The 17,843-nt window shown below is 64.0% G+C and carries 22 protein-coding genes; 8 read left to right on the forward strand and 14 right to left on the reverse strand.

The window, feature by feature from the left end:
- The first annotated feature begins 177 nt into the window (after positions 1 to 177).
- Positions 178 to 684 (forward strand): cupin domain-containing protein, encoded by a 507-nt coding sequence (locus tag KBY78_RS00940; protein WP_255141941.1) that lies wholly within the window; start codon positions 178 to 180, stop codon positions 682 to 684.
- A gap of 918 nt (positions 685 to 1,602) precedes the next feature.
- On the opposite strand, the gene KBY78_RS00945 is transcribed toward KBY78_RS00940, so the two are convergent.
- From KBY78_RS00945 to KBY78_RS00965, 6 genes are all read right to left on the reverse strand, one after another.
- Positions 1,603 to 2,583: an IS5 family transposase gene (locus KBY78_RS00945; RefSeq protein WP_255141942.1), complete on the reverse strand. Its 981-nt coding sequence runs from the start codon at positions 2,581 to 2,583 to the stop codon at positions 1,603 to 1,605.
- 147 nt (positions 2,584 to 2,730) lie between these two features.
- Positions 2,731 to 3,051, reverse strand: a complete 321-nt coding sequence (locus tag KBY78_RS00950; protein ID WP_255141943.1) for a hypothetical protein — start codon at positions 3,049 to 3,051, stop codon at positions 2,731 to 2,733.
- A 134-nt stretch (positions 3,052 to 3,185) separates the two neighbouring features.
- The gene (locus KBY78_RS16315; RefSeq protein ID WP_399215073.1) at positions 3,186 to 3,395 is read right to left on the reverse strand and encodes a DUF1651 domain-containing protein; all 210 of its coding nucleotides are present in this window, start codon (positions 3,393 to 3,395) and stop codon (positions 3,186 to 3,188) included.
- A gap of 99 nt (positions 3,396 to 3,494) precedes the next feature.
- Entirely contained in the window at positions 3,495 to 3,884 is a 390-nt protein-coding gene (locus KBY78_RS00955) for a PIN domain nuclease (protein WP_006170415.1), read from the reverse strand.
- The gene (locus tag KBY78_RS00960; protein WP_255141944.1) at positions 3,881 to 4,204 is read right to left on the reverse strand and encodes a type II toxin-antitoxin system VapB family antitoxin; all 324 of its coding nucleotides are present in this window, start codon (positions 4,202 to 4,204) and stop codon (positions 3,881 to 3,883) included. Before KBY78_RS00960 ends, KBY78_RS00955 begins: the two co-directional genes overlap by 4 nt.
- A 137-nt stretch (positions 4,205 to 4,341) precedes the next feature.
- Positions 4,342 to 4,941 (reverse strand): hypothetical protein, encoded by a 600-nt coding sequence (locus KBY78_RS00965; protein ID WP_255141945.1) that lies wholly within the window; start codon positions 4,939 to 4,941, stop codon positions 4,342 to 4,344.
- Between the two features lie 66 nt (positions 4,942 to 5,007).
- Between KBY78_RS00965 and KBY78_RS00970 the strand changes: the two genes are divergently transcribed.
- Positions 5,008 to 5,298 carry a hypothetical protein gene (locus tag KBY78_RS00970; RefSeq protein ID WP_255141947.1) on the forward strand — a complete coding sequence of 97 codons (291 nt, stop codon included), beginning with the start codon at positions 5,008 to 5,010 and terminating at the stop codon, positions 5,296 to 5,298.
- An 8-nt stretch (positions 5,299 to 5,306) separates the two neighbouring features.
- Here the strand turns inward: KBY78_RS00970 and KBY78_RS00975 are convergent, their stop codons facing one another.
- Complete coding sequence (locus KBY78_RS00975; protein ID WP_255141949.1) at positions 5,307 to 5,660, reverse strand: hypothetical protein; 354 nt, start codon at positions 5,658 to 5,660, stop codon at positions 5,307 to 5,309.
- Between the two features lie 39 nt (positions 5,661 to 5,699).
- Here KBY78_RS00975 and KBY78_RS00980 point away from each other — a divergent pair, with 39 nt between their 5' ends.
- Together KBY78_RS00980 and KBY78_RS00985 are read left to right on the forward strand one after the other, a co-directional pair.
- Complete coding sequence (locus tag KBY78_RS00980) at positions 5,700 to 6,161, forward strand: lysozyme inhibitor LprI family protein (protein ID WP_255141951.1); 462 nt, start codon at positions 5,700 to 5,702, stop codon at positions 6,159 to 6,161.
- Positions 6,158 to 6,370: a DUF3955 domain-containing protein gene (locus tag KBY78_RS00985; RefSeq protein WP_197210795.1), complete on the forward strand. Its 213-nt coding sequence runs from the start codon at positions 6,158 to 6,160 to the stop codon at positions 6,368 to 6,370. The genes KBY78_RS00980 and KBY78_RS00985 overlap by 4 nt, the downstream gene beginning before the upstream one ends.
- Positions 6,371 to 6,479: 109 nt before the next feature.
- On the opposite strand, the gene KBY78_RS00990 is transcribed toward KBY78_RS00985, so the two are convergent.
- The 3 genes from KBY78_RS00990 to KBY78_RS01000 form a co-directional block, all read right to left on the reverse strand.
- A complete protein-coding gene (locus KBY78_RS00990) occupies positions 6,480 to 6,743 on the reverse strand; it encodes a type II toxin-antitoxin system RelE/ParE family toxin (RefSeq protein ID WP_255141953.1) in 264 nt (87 codons plus the stop codon).
- A 468-nt stretch (positions 6,744 to 7,211) separates the two neighbouring features.
- Entirely contained in the window at positions 7,212 to 8,183 is a 972-nt protein-coding gene (locus tag KBY78_RS00995) for an integron integrase (protein ID WP_255141954.1), read from the reverse strand.
- Positions 8,184 to 8,204: 21 nt separating this feature from the next.
- Positions 8,205 to 9,113, reverse strand: coding sequence for an MBL fold metallo-hydrolase (locus KBY78_RS01000; protein WP_255141974.1), 909 nt, complete (start codon positions 9,111 to 9,113; stop codon positions 8,205 to 8,207).
- 81 nt (positions 9,114 to 9,194) lie between these two features.
- Between KBY78_RS01000 and KBY78_RS01005 the strand changes: the two genes are divergently transcribed.
- From KBY78_RS01005 to KBY78_RS01015, 3 genes are all read left to right on the forward strand, one after another.
- Positions 9,195 to 10,094, forward strand: coding sequence for an SWIM zinc finger family protein (locus KBY78_RS01005; RefSeq protein ID WP_255141955.1), 900 nt, complete (start codon positions 9,195 to 9,197; stop codon positions 10,092 to 10,094).
- Positions 10,081 to 10,656: an MEKHLA domain-containing protein gene (locus KBY78_RS01010; protein WP_255141956.1), complete on the forward strand. Its 576-nt coding sequence runs from the start codon at positions 10,081 to 10,083 to the stop codon at positions 10,654 to 10,656. Before KBY78_RS01005 ends, KBY78_RS01010 begins: the two co-directional genes overlap by 14 nt.
- Before the next feature lie 131 nt (positions 10,657 to 10,787).
- Positions 10,788 to 11,195 carry an Hsp20/alpha crystallin family protein gene (locus KBY78_RS01015; protein WP_037981300.1) on the forward strand — a complete coding sequence of 136 codons (408 nt, stop codon included), beginning with the start codon at positions 10,788 to 10,790 and terminating at the stop codon, positions 11,193 to 11,195.
- An 88-nt stretch (positions 11,196 to 11,283) separates the two neighbouring features.
- On the opposite strand, the gene KBY78_RS01020 is transcribed toward KBY78_RS01015, so the two are convergent.
- The 4 genes from KBY78_RS01020 to KBY78_RS01035 form a co-directional block, all read right to left on the reverse strand.
- The gene (locus KBY78_RS01020; RefSeq protein WP_255141957.1) at positions 11,284 to 12,135 is read right to left on the reverse strand and encodes a nitrate ABC transporter ATP-binding protein; all 852 of its coding nucleotides are present in this window, start codon (positions 12,133 to 12,135) and stop codon (positions 11,284 to 11,286) included.
- A 102-nt stretch (positions 12,136 to 12,237) separates the two neighbouring features.
- The gene (locus tag KBY78_RS01025) at positions 12,238 to 14,238 is read right to left on the reverse strand and encodes a nitrate ABC transporter ATP-binding protein (RefSeq protein WP_255141958.1); all 2,001 of its coding nucleotides are present in this window, start codon (positions 14,236 to 14,238) and stop codon (positions 12,238 to 12,240) included.
- A 49-nt stretch (positions 14,239 to 14,287) separates the two neighbouring features.
- On the reverse strand, positions 14,288 to 15,064 hold the full coding sequence (gene ntrB / locus KBY78_RS01030; RefSeq protein ID WP_255141975.1) for a nitrate ABC transporter permease: 777 nt from the start codon (positions 15,062 to 15,064) through the stop codon (positions 14,288 to 14,290).
- A gap of 171 nt (positions 15,065 to 15,235) precedes the next feature.
- Positions 15,236 to 16,567 carry a CmpA/NrtA family ABC transporter substrate-binding protein gene (locus KBY78_RS01035; protein ID WP_255141959.1) on the reverse strand — a complete coding sequence of 444 codons (1,332 nt, stop codon included), beginning with the start codon at positions 16,565 to 16,567 and terminating at the stop codon, positions 15,236 to 15,238.
- 358 nt (positions 16,568 to 16,925) lie between these two features.
- Between KBY78_RS01035 and KBY78_RS01040 the strand changes: the two genes are divergently transcribed.
- Positions 16,926 to 17,783, forward strand: coding sequence for a DUF6671 family protein (locus KBY78_RS01040; RefSeq protein WP_255141960.1), 858 nt, complete (start codon positions 16,926 to 16,928; stop codon positions 17,781 to 17,783).
- Positions 17,784 to 17,843: the final 60 nt, after the last annotated feature.

Below are 17,843 nucleotides of genomic sequence, written 5' to 3' on the forward strand. Positions count from 1 at the left end.
GGATCGGAAGAGACGGGCATGGGAAAAGGACCATTCCCGTGGACCGAATCCCATGCTGACAGGATCAGCCAGGGCTACTGGGCCAGACTTTTAATAGGCCCTGGCCGCTCCCCGGCTAACACGGGTATGCACCTGCGCCGACCCCTCCCCAGACTTCCCCTCGATCGCATGCGTCCTATGTCCGTCTTCTGTCCCGCGATAAGCCTCAAGACTCGTCAGCGCTGGCTGGCCCTGCTCCTGCTCGGCGGCGGCCTACTGCTGGCAGGCCCGCGGGCACTGGCGGATCAGGAGCCGGCAGGGGTCAAGGTGCAGACGCTGGTCCGCTCCGGTGAGGCATGGAACGGCACACCGCTGCCCCCTTATCCCAGAGGCGAGCCGGAAGTCACCGTGCTGCACATCACGATTCCTCCGGGGATGAAGCTGCCCATGCACATCCACCCAGTCATTAACGCCGGCATGCTGATCCGCGGGCAGCTGCTGGTGATCAGCGAGGCGGGTCCCAGCCTGCAGCTGAGGGCGGGGGACGGGCTGATCGAGATGGTGAATCAGCCCCACTACGGCAGCAACAACGGCACGGAACCCGCCGAGATCGTGGGGGTTTATGCGGGGGTGAAGGGGAAGCCGTTCACCGTGCTCGAACCCGTCCCTAAAGCCGATTCGACTCCTGGCTCTCCAGCCCCATGACCGCTGGGTGGCCCGTTTCTTCAGGATGTCCTGGTATTCAAGGCAGCGTCTTGTACGGGATGTGAAGCCATGGCTGGCATCTTGTCTGGATCTAGCTAATTGTGAGATGGGCCCACAGCGCCCACTATCGCTGGAGACAGCCGTCATGCAGATCCAAGTGAACACAGACAAGAATATCTCAGGGCATGAGGCTCTGGCTCAGAATGTCGAAGACACTCTTCATCAAGTTCTAGCGCGCTTCGCTGATCACATCACCAGGCTGGAAGTGCACCTCAGCGACGAGGACAGCACATCGAAGACAGGCACAATTGACAAGCGATGCTTGCTTGAGGCGCGGCTTGCGGGACGCGAGCCGACAGCCGTGAGCGACCTGGCCCGTACAACTGAGCAAGCCGTAACCGGAGCTGCTCATAAGATGGTGAGCCTGCTTGACAGTGAATTGGGTAAGCTTGGCAGGCATTAAGGTGTTCAAGTTGGCCTGTCAGTCATGGGCCCAGTATCAGGATCCGGCGGTCGGGATCAGAAGTTAAGGGTGCATGTGATGGACCAGGCCAGATCACGGCCGCCACCTGCCGCGATCACAAGAGAACGACTGGGGTCGGGGATGGCCTGGATAAATGACAAACAGCCATGAAATCAGTTGCCGTGGGTGACAACTGATCGGGGCATCAAGGCCGCTCAGGCATATGCGGCTGTGATGGCGAGATCAGGGGATGACGTTGTCGCAGGCAATGGGCTCGTTGCCTTTAGGGAAGCTCTGGGAAATACTTCCGCAAAGCCAGTCGCGGTCCGCCAATTGTTCGGCTTGGACTACTTCGGCGCGGATCAGGCTGGAATGAGCCTGATCTCACCATGATTGGGGACTGGCCGCTTCCATTGAGGGCTATTTTGCCCCCAATGGGCACACCATTCCCCCGATCATGTCCTGCATAGCAACTGATGACGCACCATGAATAGGTTTGCAAGGGCTGCCAGGACGTTCACCTTGCAGCGGTTTTTGATCATGCCCCGCAGCCGGGTATTCTGAAATCCGAACTGACGCTTAATCACGCGGAACGGGTGCTCGACCTTCGCGCGGATGTGTGCTTTGGCGGTCTCGATCAGATCATCCAGTCGTCCCTCCGGAGTATCGGGCAGAGCACGCCGCTTCCCTGGGCGCATGGCAACGCGGAAGCCGATGCCCTTGCCTTCCATCTCTGGAAGGTTCTCGATCCCCTGGTAGCCGGCATCCGCGTAGACCACCGTCTCCTCACCGTGCAGGAGTTCGGCTGCTGGGGTGAGGTCATGCACATTGGCAGCGTTGGTTTCCACTGCGTGGATCAGGCCTGTGTCCTTGTCCACGCCGATGTGAACCTTCAACCCAAAATACCACTGGTTGCCCTTTTTGGTCTGGTGCATCTCCGGATCCCTTTCCCCCTTCTTGTTCTTGGTGGAACTGGGAGCCGCGATCAAGGTGGCATCGATGATCGTGCCTTGCTTCATGGCCATGGCGTTGGCCTTGAGGTGGGCCTTCACCGTCTCAAAGATCTGCTCTCCCAGGTTGTGCTTCTCCAGCAAGTGGCGGAACATCAGGATCGTGGTCTCATCTGGGATTCTGTCGCTGATCAAGTCGATCCCCGCGAACCGACGCATCGTCGGCACCTCAATCAGCGCATCCTCCATCGCTGGATCGCTGAGGTCATACCACTGCTGCAGCAAATGGATTCGCAGCATCGTGGCCAAAGGATACGGATGCCGGGCTCCCTTTTTGCTGATCTTGGGGTAGTGGGGCTCGATCAGATCGATCAGTGCACTCCATGGAACAACCGCCTCCATCTCAGCCAGAAAGCGCTCGCGCCGGGTCCGCTTTTTGGCTGTGGACTGCTCGTAATCACCAAAACCGAACTGCTTGACGCCCATGAAGCCTGTAAACGGTTGGGATCACAAGGCCATTCTCGCGCAGGGTGGTGGGGTTCTCCAGAGTCTCCTTAGGGAATTCAATCCTGGCGACCCGTGAACGGCCAGGCCCGCAGCCGCTGTTCAGGTCCCCTGTGGAGTGAGCCGGCATCAGATTCCCCCAGGCTCGCGGACCGGCTTCTCCCAGTACACGTTGAGCACGTAGCCGGGGCGCTTGAAGGAGGGGCCAGCACCTTCACGGTTGGTGCGTTCGTAGGTCTTGCCCTCCTCGGCGGCAGGGAAGGCAAACGCGTAATGATTGAAATGATCGATGTAGACGTTTCCCTGCATCTGGGACCAGGTACAGCTTCCTTTGAGCATTTCGCCGTTGGTGCGAACCATCTCGCAATACGCCTTGGCGGAGTCGGCCAGGGCAGGGGTGGCGATAGCGCTGGTGGCGATGGCCAGAGCGGTGATTGTGGTGCGGATCATTGGTTGCCGTGCTTGTTGTTTGAGCAGTTCCGGCAGTCGTCCCAGGCCTCCAGCGTCGGCTGAATCAGGTTCACTGCATCATTCGAAGCCTATTTGTAGGCGCTGCTGCGGCCGATCGGCACGATTCTGGCCGCTCAGCCCCAATCCATGAGCCCTGTGAACTGGACCCCAATCCTGAACCATCCCGCATCGAGGAGCTTCTGCCACTGCTCGATCGCCTGCTTACGGGGAAGCCCCACTCGCGGCTTTGGAAGAGCAGGCTGACCAGGGATCGGCTCTCCCAGATCGATGAAGACAGCAGCCTCGCAGCGTGATGCAGAGCCACGGTGGAAGCGCGGGGCAATGGGGGGCGACTATGCCCTGGCGGCGGCACCAGTGAGCTCTACCGGGCCGGCTTCGTGACCAGCGGCCGGAGTCCCCGCGGCTGATCCCTCGATGGTGGCTCAAGCCGCTTCCAGGCCCAGGTGATCCACGTAGGGCTGGAAGTCGCGATCGCTGAACAGCAGCGGCACAGTCGCCTCGATGCAGGCGGTGGCGATGATTCCGTCGATCGTTTTGCGCACCGTGATGCCCCGACTGCGCAGGCTGCGGTAGTTCTCCGCCGCCTTGTAGGCGTTCTGGGGCCCGAGCATCGCCAGCATGGGGATGGCGCGAAACAACTGGCGGGCTGTGGCGACATCTCGGTCGTGGCGGAAGCCCTGCAGCACCTCCACCAGGATCAGATCACCGATCGCCACCGGCGTGCTGCCCAGCAGGCCATCCAGGCGCTCCACCTCGGGGGTGCTGACGCCATTGAAGAAGTCGATCCAGACCGATGAATCGACAACGATCACGCTGACTCGGCCTCTGCAGGGGACTGGTCCTGGCGGAGGCTCTCCAGGTTGCCCTCCCAGGACAGCCGGCCTCGGAAGGCCCTGATGCGCTTCTGCTGTTCCAGCCTCACGAGGGTGCGCAGGCCGATCTCGACGGCTTCCCTCTTGGTGCGGGCGCCACTGGCCTGCATCGCATCGCGCATCAGCTGGTCGTCGATGACGATGTTCGTGCGCATGGCCGGCCTCCCTGATGTGTAGAGCGTAGGCATGCCATACACATTTTGATTGCTCGCGCTGGCGGCCAGCTTGCGCGCCAGCGCAAGGGCCCCCTCGGCGGGCATGAAGCGGGGCTTTTTGACGGGACGGCCGGGAGCGGCCGTTGTGCTGGGTGATGCGCTTCTCCATCCCGATCGCATGGGCAGCTGCAAAGGCCAGGGCAGAGAACCCGGCCAGGGCAAGCAAATGCAGGGGCGATGACTTACTCCCCGTCCCCCAGGAAGATCAGCGAGTCCCGGTTCACCCACAGCACCCGGCCGCTCTGGCCTGGGTAGCCCACCCGGCACCAGGTGCCCTGGCTGTTTGAGGTGCACGCCAGCTTGTCGAGCGTTTCCCCCGACACCCCCATCCCCGCGATCGCGGCGCCGTAGTTGGGCTTGGCGTACAGGGTCACCGTGGGCTGACCATGGCCGCTGAGTTTCACCTTGCTGTGGGCCTGGTGATCCACGGCCGCTGCGGGCCGACTCTTGACGTTGGAGACGGCGATTCGGTTGCCATCGCCGTTCTGCTCGCTGAGCGTGAAGCTGTGGTGGCCGCTCATCAGCCAGATGCGGCCCTGCTCATCACGCATGCGGCGGTTGTCGGTGGTGGGGGGACCGGCCGGCACGAAGCGATAGATGGCACTGCCGCTGAAGCTGATCTCAAATCCCCCGTTGCCCCAGGGCTTCACCTGACAGGTCTGCTTGCTGTCGTTCATCCAGCAGTCCAGCGCCTGGGCGGCCGTGGCAGGACGCACCAGGGAGGCCCCGGCGATGACACTTGCGCTGACAGCAGCGATGGCGAGGAAGCAGCGGTGGAGCATGCGTGAGCAAAGGAAAGCCAATCGATTATCCAGGTGGGTGTAGCAATCCCCCACCACCAGCAGGCCATGACACACCCGGACATCCCTGCCCTGGAGGCCCTCAGCCGCGACTACAGCGAGACGCCCCGGCGGGTGCTGTTTGTGCTGGGTTCCGGGAAGAGCCCAGCGGTGGAGGTGTTTGAGGCTGCAGCGCAGCAGCGCTCCACCAGCATCGATCCCCAGCACCTGGCGGATATGGCCGCCGGCAGGCGCCGCTCGCTGACGCTCTGCACCCCGATGCAGATGGTGCCTGAGATCGTGCGCTCGCTTGCCCACAGCAATGTGGCCGTGTACCAGGTGCAGCTGCTGGAGGAGTGAGCCCAGACTCACTCCATCGTGCGCACGGGGGTGGTGCACCAGCGGCTGCGGCCGATGCCGGCAGCACTCTGGAAGAGATCGTCGCGGAAGTCCGCTCGGCCGGTTCTGGGCTCAATGCGGGCCACCCGCCAGAGCTCCTGCTCGCAGTTGATCGTGACGGTGATGCGGGTGCCGTCGGTGGCGTTGATCCGCACGAAGCGCACACCGTCGTAGAGGCCCAGGGGCTGGCCGCCCGCTGCCTGAAGCAGCACCGCCAGGTTGCTGCCGGCCGGGGATGCCCATGCGGCAGCCGGGTGGCTGACAAGGCAGCCGGCGATGGCCGTGAGCAGCAGGGGGAGATGGCGGGAGAGCAATCTGGTCATGGCGAGGAGAGGCGGCGACTCGGAAGAGCAGCATCCAGCATGACAATCTGTCCGGGGAAAATCCGTCTGGAGAAAAGGCCCACGGTGCGCACCTGTCTCCACCTGCTGCTGGCCGCCTCCCTGGTGCCGCTGCTGCTGCCGCTGCCGGCACCAGCAGCGGAGGTCTGCACCCCATCAGAAAGCACCGTGGCTGAAACCCGCTGCGTGATGCAAGCCCTCCAGGCCATGGACCGGGAGCTGGAGAAGGCCCTGGCCCGGGTGGCCAGCGAGGCCAGGCAGGTGCCCAGCGAAACCTTCCAGACGCTCTGGCGCGACAACCTCACCGGCTTCTACAAGACGAGTGCCGACCCAAACGAGCAGGCGCGTGCTTTCCGCGCCGAACGCCGCAGGGTGTGCGCCTACGCCAAGTCGGTGAGCTTCCAGGGCACCGGCTACGGCATCTTCACGACGCGCTGTGAGCTGGCGCTCACCCAGACCCTGCTGGAGCAGCTGCGGCCATGAAACGCCCGCTCATCCGCCTCGCGCTGCTGCTGCTCACCGGCGCGGTGGTCTGCGCCGTGGCCTACCGACTGATCGGGGCGCGGGTAGAGGCCGATGGCACGCTCAGGGAGGCTTTCGCCCTGATTCCAATCGGCTATCTCCTGGGCGGAGCCGGTATTGGGACCGGAATCGCCGGCCTGTTGTGGAGGAAGCCAGCCAAGCGCCGGTAAGGATCAGTACCGAGCCACTTCCGAACGCCAAGATCAGAAGCGGGGAGTGACTTTGGCATAGGCATCATCCTCGGCTCCCGCCTTCTGTATCTTGATGTTAGAAGGTAGGCTATCGATAGACATCTCTTCTGTGCCCGACTTTGACAACGTCAACAACTCGTTCCTGATCATCTACAGAGTAGATCACCCGATAATGTCCCTGTCGCACTCGATAGAGGTTGGATCTTCCGGCAAGCTTTTCAGCCCCTTGTGGGCGCGGCTCGGTAGCAAGTGATTTAATCTTCTCAATCAATCGAGTTAGCGTCTCCTTGTCCGATACGGCCTGGAGTTCCTTGGAGGCTGATCTCTTAATCGAGAGATTATATGCGGCCACTATCTCTTAGGGTTGCCAAGCACTCCTCGAAGCTTGTGCTCGGCTCGGCTTGCCTTAGATCAGCGTCACGTAAATCATCAGCATCTTCGGCCAAGCTCAAGCGCACAGCTTCATTGACCATATCCGATATTGAGCGGCTACATGCAGCAGCCCTCAATCGCAACGCACGATGTACGTCCGCATCGAAGTAGATGGTTGCTCGCTTTGTCTCGTCCATGCCAGCAGCTTAGTGCTTTGACGCTAGGTCGTCAAGACGTCAAGACGGCAGGCGGTCAAGCTACTCCTGAATCCTTCTAACAGTATTTCGGTGGGTCCGGTATCCACCCCTTGCCCAGTCCCTGTGGCCGTATAAGAACCCTTAGACTCCCAGGCCGATGGCTGAAATCGCTTCCACCATAGGGGCTTTTCTGGCATTGGCCCATCCCTCACGGGAACTTAGGCGGGTCCGCTAACCAAATGTTTGCTTCGCTACAAAAGGTCTGCTGGACTCATCACGCCACAGGGGCCGCGATTCAGCACATGCGTATAGATCATCGTCGTCTTCACGTCACTGTGACCCAGTAACTCCTGAATGGTTCGAATGTCGTGACCACGCTCCAGCAGGTGGGTGGCAAACGAATGCCGAAAAGTGTGACAACTGGCCTGCTTGTTGAGTCCTGCTTTCAGGATTGCTCGTTTCACGGCCTTCTGGATCAGGGATGGGTCGATGTGGTGCCTGCCTTCGGTTCGTTCCTTCTGATCACGCCAGCGGTGAGCCTGCGGAAACACCCATTGCCAGGCCCACTCTGAAGCAGCGGTCGGATACTTGCGTCCCAGTGCCATGGGCAACATCACCCGTCCCCACCCGACCGCCAGATCCGCCCGGTGTATCTCCTGGACGTCCAGCAGATGGGCCTGCATAGGCTCCACCAGACTGGCTGGAAACACGGTGACCCGGTCCTTGTCACCCTTACCGCTGCGAACGGTCAGCTGCCGGGTCTGGCAGTCCACATCCTTGATCCGTAGCCGCAGGGCTTCCATCAGCCGAAGGCCACTGCCGTACAGCAGCTGCGCCACGAGCTGCTCGACACCTTCGAGCTGACTCAGCACCGCCTTCACCTCAGCCACCGTGAGCACCACCGGCAATCGCTTGCCCTGCCGGGCGCGAACCACTCCCTCCAGGTTCCCCACATCTCCGCCCAGCACCGTCCGGTAGAGAAACAGCAAGGCCGACAGTGCCTGGTTCTGCGTGGAAGCACTCACCTGCCCCTCCGTGGCCAGATGCGACAGGAAGGCATTGATCTCCTCTTGGCCCATCCCCCTCGGATGCCTCATGCCGTGGAAGCGCAGAAAGCGTTTCACCCACTGGGCGTAGCTGATGATCGTGCGCCGGGCGTAATGCCTCACCTGCATCTCCTCCCGGAATCGATCCATCAGCCGTGGGCCTGAAGCCTGAGCCATGCGTTCAACGCAGATCCACTTTCAGAGTTCCCCGCCCTGTCCCTCTCGCACCCGCGCCAGCGTGGCTTCCAGTTGCCGGCGCCATTCGCCTGGAGCGAAGGCATGCCAGCGGCCATGGCCGGGAAGCAGCCAGCGCACGTCCAGATCCAGCAACCGCTCCACCGATCGCCGTTGCTCGTCCCAGTTCCACCAGCAGACCCTGCGGGAGGCCACCACCCCCGGCGGATCCACCCCCCACCAGAGATGGTCGCCGCTGAACAGCACCTGATCGGCGAACAGCACCGCCACGCAGCCGGCTGTGTGTCCCGGCACCGGAATCACCAGCAGGTCATCATCGAGCCGCAGCCGCTCCGTGCCCTCGAAGCGGTGCTCCGCCTGAGGGGCGGCCGCCGCATCGGCGCTGTGGATCCAGCGCTCAGCACCGAACCGCTGGGCCCAGGCCTGGTGGTCGGCCACGTCGTCGCGGTGGCTGAGCAGGATCCGGCCCACGCCGCCAAGGGCCTCGATCCGGCGAGCCAGGGGAGCGCTCCAGCGCGGGGAATCGATCAGTACGTTGTCGGCGCTGCCATCGGCTCGCCGTCGCGTGATCAGCCAGCTGCTGGCCCCGAAGCTCTTACGCGACGCCCAGCCGCAGTAGTGCACCTCCCCCCGCGGCACGCTGGTCACCAGGGCCGGGAAGCCATCGGCGGGCGTCTGGGCCAGCAGCTCCCGGGTGGTGCCGATCGCGGCCACCGGACAGGCCTGCAGCGCCAGCAGGGCCGCCCGGGTCTCCTCCTCCCCGGCTGGCTGGGCCCGTACGTGAGAGGTACGGCCGGTGGGAGCGAAGTGGGCCGGATCGAACTGCCAGCAGGTGCCGCAGTCGATGCAGCTGGCATCCACATAAAAGGGGCCATCCACATTGGCGGCCAGACGCTCGGCGACACGGGCCATGCTCAGCTCCCAGATCCCCTCCAGCCTGGCGAGCACAGGCCAGCAGCGGCCGCTGCCCCAGCCGCTCGGCATACTTTCTCCATGACCCTCTCCGGCACCGGCACCGCCTTCGGCGGCAGTCCCATCACCACCCAGCTGGGCCAGCAGGGCCTGGGGCAGCAGCCCTGGTGGGTGGAGCAGTGGATGGAGCTGATCAACTCCTACCGCTACAAGAAACGGCTGGAGCGCGCCTGGTCCTATGTGCGCGAGGGCAACGTGCTCTCGATCCGCTTTGAAGGGCGCCGCGTGCATGCCCGCGTGCAGGGCACCGAAGAGGAGCCCTACAAGGTGAAGCTCTGGCTGGATGTGCTCAGCGACGACGACTGGGGCTACGTGCTCGAGGCCCTCGGCCAGAAGGCCCGCTGGTCGGCCCAGCTGCTGGCCGGCGTCATGCCCCAGGACATCGAGCGCGCCTTTGCCGCCAGCGGTCGCCGCCTCTTTCCCTTCAAGCTGCAGGAGGTGCGCAGCGAGTGCAGCTGCCCCGACAAGGCCAATCCCTGCAAGCACGTCAGCGCCGTCTACTACCTGATGGGCGATCGCTTCAGCGAAGATCCCTTCGTGCTCTTCCAGCTGCGCGGCCGCTCCAGGACCCAGTTGCTCTCCGACCTGGCCAAGCGCCGACGGAAACAGCTGGCTGCAGCCGGAGGCGGCAAGCGCCGGGCCGCCGTCCATGTGCCGCACCCGGTGCACCCAGCCGTGATCGACCCGAGCCGCTGGTGGTCGTACGCCTCAGCTCTGGATCCGGATCTGGTGGTGATCACGCCAGCGATGGAGGGGGAGAGCGGGCTCGATGAGGCCGGTGAGCTGCCCCTGGCCCACGAACCCCTCTTCCCCGAGGCCAACCGCCACTTCCTGGGCCTGCTGAAGGCCCAGGCCAGCCGGGTGAGCCAACAGGCCCTCGCCCAGGCCATGGGTGGCGCCAGCAGCGATGTCGGTGCCTGAGGCCGGCTCACTCCCCGGTGAGGCACCCTGGCTCAGCCCCGCAGGCATGGAGCGGGCCACCTGGCTGCTGACCTCGCACCAGCGGGCCTTCGGCCGGCCCCTGATCGCCTCCGCCAGCCCGGCCCCGCCAACGCCAACACCTGGTGAAGACCGTCGGCGGGCTCAGGAGCTGTTCGCGGCAGCCACTGTGGTGCTCGCCCACGACGGCAACGCAGATCGGCCTGATCACGACCCCCGTCTGATCTACGCCAACAGTTCAGCCCTGGCGCTCTGGCGGCGCCCCTGGGCCGAGATGATCGGTATGCCCTCCCGGCTCACGGCCGAGCCCATCGAGCGCTCCGGCCGCGACCGCCTGCTGGCCAGCGCCCGGGCCCAGGAGGCGATCAGCGGCTACACCGGCATCCGCATCGACAGCCACGGCCGCCGCTTCGTGATCCATGGCGCCCGCCTCTGGACCCTGCGCGACAGCCACGGCCAAGACCGCGGTCAGGCCGCTGCCTTCTCCAGCTGGTGGTGGCTGCCGCAGGTGCCCCTGTCGGTTCTCCCTCCAGTTCTGGTGTAGAGACCGGCTGAGGCGTGTAGACCGTACTGGGATGGACGGTCTACACGCTCCTGGATCTCATTGGGATCGGCCACATTGGCTGGACGGGTGATCCGGAACCACCCGGATTCTCAATTGAGAAGGACACCACCATGCTGACCCTGCGCCATTCCCCCTTCGATCTACTCGAGCGTCTGGAGCAACAGGTCAATCAGGCCGAGCGTGTACCAGCCGCCGAAGTGCATGAAACCGATCAGTCCTATGTCGTCGTGCTGGAATTGCCCGGTGTCGACAAGGACTCGATCGAGGTGAAGGCCACCGACCGCACCTTGCTGATCAGCGCTGAGCGCCGCTCCCAGACCACCAGCGGCAACGGCGACGCCAAAGAAGGCGGTCCCATCCACAGCGAATTCCGCTATGGCACCTGGAGCCGCAGCTTCCGTTTTGCCGCCGGCCTGCAGCGGGAGGGCATCGAAGCCCGCTACCGCGATGGTCTGCTCACCGTCACGGCCCCCAAGGCCCAGACCCACAGCACCGTTGTGGTCAAAGTGGAGGGCTGATCGCACTGGAGAACTGAGCGGAACGCAAAGGCGTTGATCGAGAGAAGAGGACTCATGCCCCGGCCCCAGTGCCGGGGCTTTTTTTGGCTCACTCCGTGTCGTCGTGGGCGAAGCGGCTGTAAAGGAAATCCAGCGCCTGGTTGCGCATGTCGTAGTAGATCGGGTCTTCCATGATCTCCTCGCGGTTGCGCGGCCGCGGGAAGTTGATCTCCATGATTTCGCCGATCTTGGCAGCCGGACCATTGGTCATCATCACCAGCCGATCGGCCAGGAACAGCGCCTCGTCGATGTCGTGGGTGATCATCAACACGGTGCACTTCTGGGTGTTCCAGATCGTCAGCAGTTCCTCCTGCAGCTCCTCCTTGGTGATGGCATCGAGGGCCCCGAAAGGTTCATCGAGGATCAGCACCTCCGGACGGATCGCCAGGGCCCGGGCGATCGCCACCCGCTGCTTCATGCCACCGGAGAGCTGCAGGATCTTTTTCTCGGCCGCTTCGGTGAGGCCCACCATGGCGAGGTGCTCGCGGGTGATCTCCTTCTTCTCACGGGCCGGCAGATCCGGCTTCACCGAATCAATCGCCAGGTACACATTCTCGTAGGCGGTAAACCAGGGCAGCAGGGCATAGCCCTGGAACACCACCATCCGGTCAGGGCCGGGTTTGGTGATCCGGTTGCCATGCAGCATCACCTGGCCATCGCTGGGGGTGGCGAAGCCCGAGACCATGTTCAGCAGGGTGGATTTGCCGCAGCCGGAGTGGCCGATCACGCACATGAACTCCCCCTGGTTCACCTCCAGGTCGATGCCATCCAGCACCGGATAGGGGCCATTGGCGGTGGGATACACCTTGCTGACGTACTCGATACTCAGGAAGGCCTCGCGCGGCGGCGGTGCCGCCGAGGCCGGCACTCCCCTGGGGGCAGGCTGGATCAGGTTCGACATGGAGCATCTCGCTGAGGAAGTCGGAACGGAATGGAAGTGTGAACAGAACTCAGGAAGCAGCAAGCGGGGCCTGGGGCATCAGGGGCCCGTTGCCGTGGTGCTTCAGCCGCGCCGGGGTGGCGTCAGCGGGATCTCGGCGATGCTGAAATCGCGTTTGATCGTCTGGGCGTTGAGATAACCGATCGGATCTTCGGCATTGAAGGGGAGGCCATCGAAGAGCTCGATGCCCTGGCGCTGATAGCTGATTGCATCGAGGCCCAGCTCCCGCGCCGCCGTGCTGAACACCCCCACCTGACAGACGCGCTCGAGGATCTCCACCCAGTTGCGCGGCAGAGGGATCTCACCCCAGCGGGCCATCTGGGTCATCATCCAGAGGTGCTCGGTGCGGCTGGGACGGTTCAGCCCCTCCCCGAAGAACAGGTGGTGCGGCACCGCCCCCTCGCTCTCCGGTCCGCCCCGGTCCACGTCGGCGCTGGCCTCGCTGAAGCGGATCATCTCCGGCTTGATGCCGAGGTAGCGGCGGTCGCTGAGCAGCTCGCTGAGCTCGGCCCAGTGGGCCGGATCGGCGCAGTAGCGACAGGCCTCCAGCAGCGCCTTGGTGAGGGCGATGTTGGTGTTGGGGTAGGCGATCGCCCAGTCTTCGCGCAGCCCCAGCACCTTGCCGGGATGGCCGGGCCAGATCGCCAGATCGCCCGCCACCGCGATGCCGTGGCCGTCGCGGATGGCCCGGTCGAGCCAGGGGGCGCCCACGCAGTAGCCGTCGATGCTGCCGTCCTTGAGGTCGGCGAGCATCTGGGCCGGGGGCAGGGCCTGGAGGTGCACATCCTTGTCGGGGTCAATGCCGTTGGCCGCCAGCCAGTAGCGCAGCAGCAGGTTGTGCATCGAGGCTTCGTGCACGATCCCCATCGTGTGGGGCTCCCGCTCATGGCTCTTGAGATAGGCGCGGTAGTCCTCCACCGTGTGCACCCCCTGCTCCGCTAGGCGCCGGCCCAGGGTGATGCCATTGCCGTTACGGCTCAGGGTGAGCGGCGTCACGATCGGCAGGGGCGTGCCGCCATGGCCGCCGGCCGTCATCCAGGTGGGCATTCCCGCCGGCATCAGCGAGGCGTCGAGGGTGCCGTCCACCAGCCCGTCGACGATGCCGCGCCAGCTGGTTTCGCGGATCAGGCTCACCTCATCGAGGCCGTGCTTGGCAAAGAGCCCGTGGGCTTCGGCCACCGCCAGAGGGGCACTGGCGGCCAGGGGCAGAAAACCCAGATCCAGGTTCACCTTCTCAAGGCCATGGCGCGCCACCACGGCATGGGGCCGGGCGCGCCACTGCTTCACCCGCTTCTGGCGGTTGAGGAAGTAGATGATCTCCGAGCGCAGGCTGTAGTAGCTGGGGTGATGCACCACATCCAGGCGGGCCCTTGGCCGGGGGATGTCCACCTCGAGAATGCCGCCGATGTTGGAGCCGGGGCCGTTGGTGAGCATCACGATGCGGTCGGAGAGCAGCACCGCCTCGTCCACGTCGTGGGTCACCATCACCGCGGTGAGCTCATGCTCGTTGCAGATCTGCATCAGCTTCTCCTGCAGATTGCCCCGGGTGAGCGCATCGAGCGCCCCGAAGGGTTCATCGAGCAGCAACAGCTTGGGGCGGATCGCCAGGGCCCGGGCGATCGCCACCCGCTGGCGCATGCCACCGGAGAGCTGCAGCGGCAGCTTGGCCGCCGCCGGACCGAGGCCCACCATGTCGATGTGCTCCTGCACGAGGGCATCGCGTTCACTGCTGCCGATCTTGCCCATCACCTCATCCACCGCCAGGGCGATGTTCTCCCGCACCGTGAGCCAGGGCAGCAGCGAGTAGTTCTGGAACACCACCATCTTGTCGGGACCGGGGCGCTTGATGGCTTCGCCATCCAGCAGCACCGTGCCTTCGCTGGGTAGATCGAGCCCGGCGATCATGTTCAGCAGGGTGCTCTTGCCGCAACCGGAGTGACCGATCAGGGAGATGAATTCCCCCTTGCGGATCTCCAGATCGATTCCCTTGAGGGCGAGGTAGCTGCCGCCGCCGCGAAGGGCAAAGCTTTTTTCGATGTTGCGAACATCAACCAGTGCGGTCATCGTTCAGATCTCCGTCGGGGCGTGGGGTGAGCAGTCGAAAGGGAGACCATCACTGGCCGGGGGTGAGGCGGCTCTGCAGCCAGGCCATGGCGCGATCCAGCAGCAGACCCACGGCGCCGATCCAGAGCACGGCCAGGATGATGTCGCTGAGGTAGTTCTGCTGGTAGGAATCCCAGATGAAGAAGCCGATGCCGACGATGCCGGACATGACGATCTCGGCGGCGATGATCGCCAACCAGGCCAGGCCGATCGAAATGCGCAGGCCGGTGAAGATGTACGGCAAGGCCGAGGGGATCAGCACCTTGGTGAAAAAGCGACCCTTCGACATCTGCAGCACCAGGGCCACATTGCGATAGTCCTGGGGGATCTGACGCACGCCCTCGGCGGTGTTGATCAGGATCGGCCAGATGGCGGTAATGAAGATCACGAAGATTGCCGCCGGCTGGTTTTTCTGGAAAATCACCAGGGCAATCGGAACCCAGGCCAGCGGCGCCACCATGCGCAGGAACTGAAAAAGGGGATCAAACGCCCGGTTCAGGGCCGGGCTCAGGCCCACCGTGATACCCGCGCTGATCCCCACCAGAGCCGCGAGGAAATAGCCCTGGGCCACACGCCCCAGGCTGGCCATCGTCTGCCAGAAGAGGCCCTTATCAAGGCCGCCCCGGTCATAGAAGGAATAGAGGAGCAATTCCCTGGTCCGTTCGTTGGTCCAGAGGCTGAGGGGCCCCGGCAGACGGGTGAGATTCAAACTGGCGCTGATCTGCCAGACCAGCAGAAATCCACCGACCCCGAGAAGGGGATAGAGCCAGGTGCTGCGGTTGAGCATCAGCCAGCGGATGGGATTCTTGCTGGATCCTGCGCTTGGCTGGGGAACGGAAACCATGAAACTGTCGTCCTGGGAAGAACGAGAGGAAGGGGATGAGGGATGGCGGCAAGCCGCCTGCTGACGAAAGAAACCCCCGGCCCTGGAGCCAGCGCCGAGGGAGGTGGGCGGCGATCAGCGCTTGATCTTCAGGCTGTCGAGGTAGGCCTGGGGGTTCTCCGGATCGAAGACGATGCCATCGAAGAAGGTCTCCTTGCCGCGGGAGGAGCCTTTGGGGATGTCACCGGCAGGAAGACCCAGCTCAGTGGCCGCCTGACGCCAGAGGTCCTCACGGTTGACCTTGTCGACCAGGGCCTTGGCCTGCTCAATCGTGTCGAGCTTGCCGGGGTGAAACTTCCAGCGCAGGGATTCCACCAGGAACCAGAGGCTCAAGCTCTTGTAGGGATAGGAGATCACCCCACGATCGCTGTTCCAGTAGAGGGGGCCCAGCTTGGGATCATTGGAAGGCTTGAGATCAGCCCCGAGCTTGTACTCCGCCTTGAGCGCCGGCTCCAGCACCGCGGCCGGGGTATTAAAGTAAGCCCGGGAGCTGAGCATCTGCGCCAAAGCCGTCTTGTTCTCAGCCTTGTCGGCCCACTGCTGGGACTCCATCAGACCCTTGAGCAGGGCCACGGCAGCCTTGGGGTGCTTGTCCACCCAGTCGGCGCGAACGGCCAGGAACTCCTCGGGGTGCACCGGCCACATCTCGGCGGTCAGAGCCGCCAGGTAGCCGATGTCGTCCCTGACGATCCGGAACGGCCAGGGATCTCCCGTGCTGAAGGCTTCCATGGTGCCGTTGCGCATCCCCTGAAGGGTTTCGGTGGATGGCACCGTCAGCAGCTCGATGTCCTTGTCGGGATCGATGCCGCCGGCGCCAAGCCAGTAGCGGATCCAGAGGTCCTGGTTGGCGTTGGGGTAGGTGTGAGCCGCGCGGAACTTGCGGCCCTCGGTCTTGGGAAAGCCCAGGATCGTGGGGGCCGCCGGAGTGAGGTCGACGCGCAGGTTGGCCTTCTTCAGCGAGTTGGACACAGCGATACCGTTGCCCTGGCTGATGAGCTGCGCCAGCACATACATCGGCACCTTGTTGCCGTTGGTGATGATGCCCTCGGTGATCAGGTGGGGCATCGGCAGCTGCCACTGACCGCCGTCGATGCCGCCACCTGCGGAACCGATCACCACGTTGTCGCGAGCGGCGGGCCAACTGGCCTGCTTGGCCAGCTTCACCTCAAGGCCGTGCTTGGCAAAGAAGCCCTTCTCAACCCCCACCACCAGAGAGGCGGCCTCCACGATCGGGACATAGCCGAGTGTGATGGTTTTGGTTTCGAGGCCAGCATCGGCCACCGGAGCGGATGCTGTGCCGCCATCGGCGCCTCCACCTTTCTCGGGAGGATTGCCGCAGGCATTCAGGAACAGGGTGCCGGCCAGGGTGGCGCTGAAGACAGAAAGAAACTTGCGACGATTCGGCATGGTCAGGAGGGCAGAAGGAAGTTGGAGACGACACATCTTGTCGCCCCATGGAAGATCAAGTTTTGCTTGAAGCAGGCGACCGGATTGGGACGTAGCGGCAAAAGTCCGAGCGCCGAATTAAGGGTCTTCAGGAGTGGAGCATGGGGTCACCGTTGCGGCGGTCGAGAGACCTTAATGGCAATAGAAGACCACTTGGCCTTGGTATACGGAAGGATTGCGTATGCCTGCGATAAGCCCAGGCAATCAATCCAGCCAATCCATCGCGTTCAGCTTCAGCTGCCGGCTCTGGATTGGCCGGCATTTACTTAGATTTGTTCCGCCATCTGTCCTGGGTTCCGCCTGGAATCCCCCAGCCGTCATGGAGCGTTACTTCGGGGCCAGGGCCGCCCTGGCCACCATGCACGGCAAGGAGAGGGCCTTCGCTCGCCCCTTCGGCGCCCTGCTCGGTCTGGAGCTGGAGCTCCCGGCTGGGCTGGACACAGACCAGCTGGGCAGCTTCGACGGACGGGTGCCACGCACGGGCGGCCCTGAGCAGGCCTGCCGCCGCAAGGCCCAACTGGGCATGGAGAGGCTGGGCCTGCCGCTCGGCCTGGCCAGTGAGGGCAGCTTCGGCGCCCACCCCAGCCTGCCCTTCCTGGCGGCAGGCCTGGAGCTGATGGTGTTCCTGGATCAGGAGCGCAGCCTGGAGATCTGGGAGCGGCTGATCGCCAGGCGCACCAATTTCGATCACCGCAGCGCCACTGCGCTGGCGGAGCTGGAGGGATGGCCGCAACGGGTGGGCTTCCCCGCCCATGGCCTGATCGTGCGCCCCGAGCAACCCTGCACAGGCGCCCAGGATCTGCTCTTCAAGGATCTGGCGGATCAGCAGCAGCTGGCTGGGGCGATCGGTGCAGCCGCCGCCGGCTCGAGCAATGGCCGGGCCCTGCTGGAGACCGACATGCGCGCCCACCGCAACCCCACCCGCATGGCCTGCCTGCGCACCCTGGCCGCCAGGCTGGCCAGACGGATCTCCACCCCCTGCCTTGCCTGCGGCGCTCCGGGCTGGGGGCGGGTGGAGGTGGTGCCTGGCCTTCCCTGCGGCTGGTGCAGCAGGCCCACATCCCTGGCGCGCGCCGAGCGCTTCGGCTGCGTCAGCTGCTCCCACAGCGAGGTACGCCCCCGCCCCGATGGGTTAGCCGAGGCGGAACCACAGCACTGCCCGCTGTGCAATCCCTGAACATCACCACCGCCGATGCGGGGCCCGTCGCCTTCAAGACAACCTGAAACAAAAAAATTC

Source organism: Synechococcus sp. EJ6-Ellesmere, assembly GCF_024345875.1.
In the GTDB taxonomy this organism is placed as follows: domain Bacteria; phylum Cyanobacteriota; class Cyanobacteriia; order PCC-6307; family Cyanobiaceae; genus Regnicoccus_A; species Regnicoccus_A antarcticus.

What these genes read in the sequence shown, in the direction of transcription:
- KBY78_RS00945 (WP_255141942.1), bottom strand. Translation starts at nt 2,583, where the DNA reads ATGGGCGTCAAGCAGTTCGGTTTTGGTGATTACGAGCAGTCCACAGCC.
- KBY78_RS01020 (WP_255141957.1), bottom strand. Translation starts at nt 12,135, where the DNA reads ATGTCGAACCTGATCCAGCCTGCCCCCAGGGGAGTGCCGGCCTCGGCG.
- KBY78_RS00980 (WP_255141951.1), top strand. Translation starts at nt 5,700, where the DNA reads ATGACAATCTGTCCGGGGAAAATCCGTCTGGAGAAAAGGCCCACGGTG.
- KBY78_RS01005 (WP_255141955.1), top strand. Translation starts at nt 9,195, where the DNA reads ATGACCCTCTCCGGCACCGGCACCGCCTTCGGCGGCAGTCCCATCACC.
- KBY78_RS00965 (WP_255141945.1), bottom strand. Translation starts at nt 4,941, where the DNA reads ATGCTCCACCGCTGCTTCCTCGCCATCGCTGCTGTCAGCGCAAGTGTC.
- KBY78_RS01025 (WP_255141958.1), bottom strand. Translation starts at nt 14,238, where the DNA reads ATGACCGCACTGGTTGATGTTCGCAACATCGAAAAAAGCTTTGCCCTT.
- KBY78_RS01015 (WP_037981300.1), top strand. Translation starts at nt 10,788, where the DNA reads ATGCTGACCCTGCGCCATTCCCCCTTCGATCTACTCGAGCGTCTGGAG.
- KBY78_RS00940 (WP_255141941.1), top strand. Translation starts at nt 178, where the DNA reads ATGTCCGTCTTCTGTCCCGCGATAAGCCTCAAGACTCGTCAGCGCTGG.
- KBY78_RS01000 (WP_255141974.1), bottom strand. Translation starts at nt 9,113, where the DNA reads ATGGCCCGTGTCGCCGAGCGTCTGGCCGCCAATGTGGATGGCCCCTTT.
- KBY78_RS01035 (WP_255141959.1), bottom strand. Translation starts at nt 16,567, where the DNA reads ATGCCGAATCGTCGCAAGTTTCTTTCTGTCTTCAGCGCCACCCTGGCC.
- KBY78_RS00975 (WP_255141949.1), bottom strand. Translation starts at nt 5,660, where the DNA reads ATGACCAGATTGCTCTCCCGCCATCTCCCCCTGCTGCTCACGGCCATC.
- KBY78_RS00985 (WP_197210795.1), top strand. Translation starts at nt 6,158, where the DNA reads ATGAAACGCCCGCTCATCCGCCTCGCGCTGCTGCTGCTCACCGGCGCG.
- KBY78_RS01010 (WP_255141956.1), top strand. Translation starts at nt 10,081, where the DNA reads ATGTCGGTGCCTGAGGCCGGCTCACTCCCCGGTGAGGCACCCTGGCTC.
- KBY78_RS01040 (WP_255141960.1), top strand. Translation starts at nt 16,926, where the DNA reads ATGGAGCGTTACTTCGGGGCCAGGGCCGCCCTGGCCACCATGCACGGC.
- KBY78_RS00950 (WP_255141943.1), bottom strand. Translation starts at nt 3,051, where the DNA reads ATGATCCGCACCACAATCACCGCTCTGGCCATCGCCACCAGCGCTATC.
- KBY78_RS00970 (WP_255141947.1), top strand. Translation starts at nt 5,008, where the DNA reads ATGACACACCCGGACATCCCTGCCCTGGAGGCCCTCAGCCGCGACTAC.
- KBY78_RS00995 (WP_255141954.1), bottom strand. Translation starts at nt 8,183, where the DNA reads ATGGCTCAGGCTTCAGGCCCACGGCTGATGGATCGATTCCGGGAGGAG.
- KBY78_RS00960 (WP_255141944.1), bottom strand. Translation starts at nt 4,204, where the DNA reads ATGCCCGCCGAGGGGGCCCTTGCGCTGGCGCGCAAGCTGGCCGCCAGC.
- ntrB (WP_255141975.1), bottom strand. Translation starts at nt 15,064, where the DNA reads ATGCTCAACCGCAGCACCTGGCTCTATCCCCTTCTCGGGGTCGGTGGA.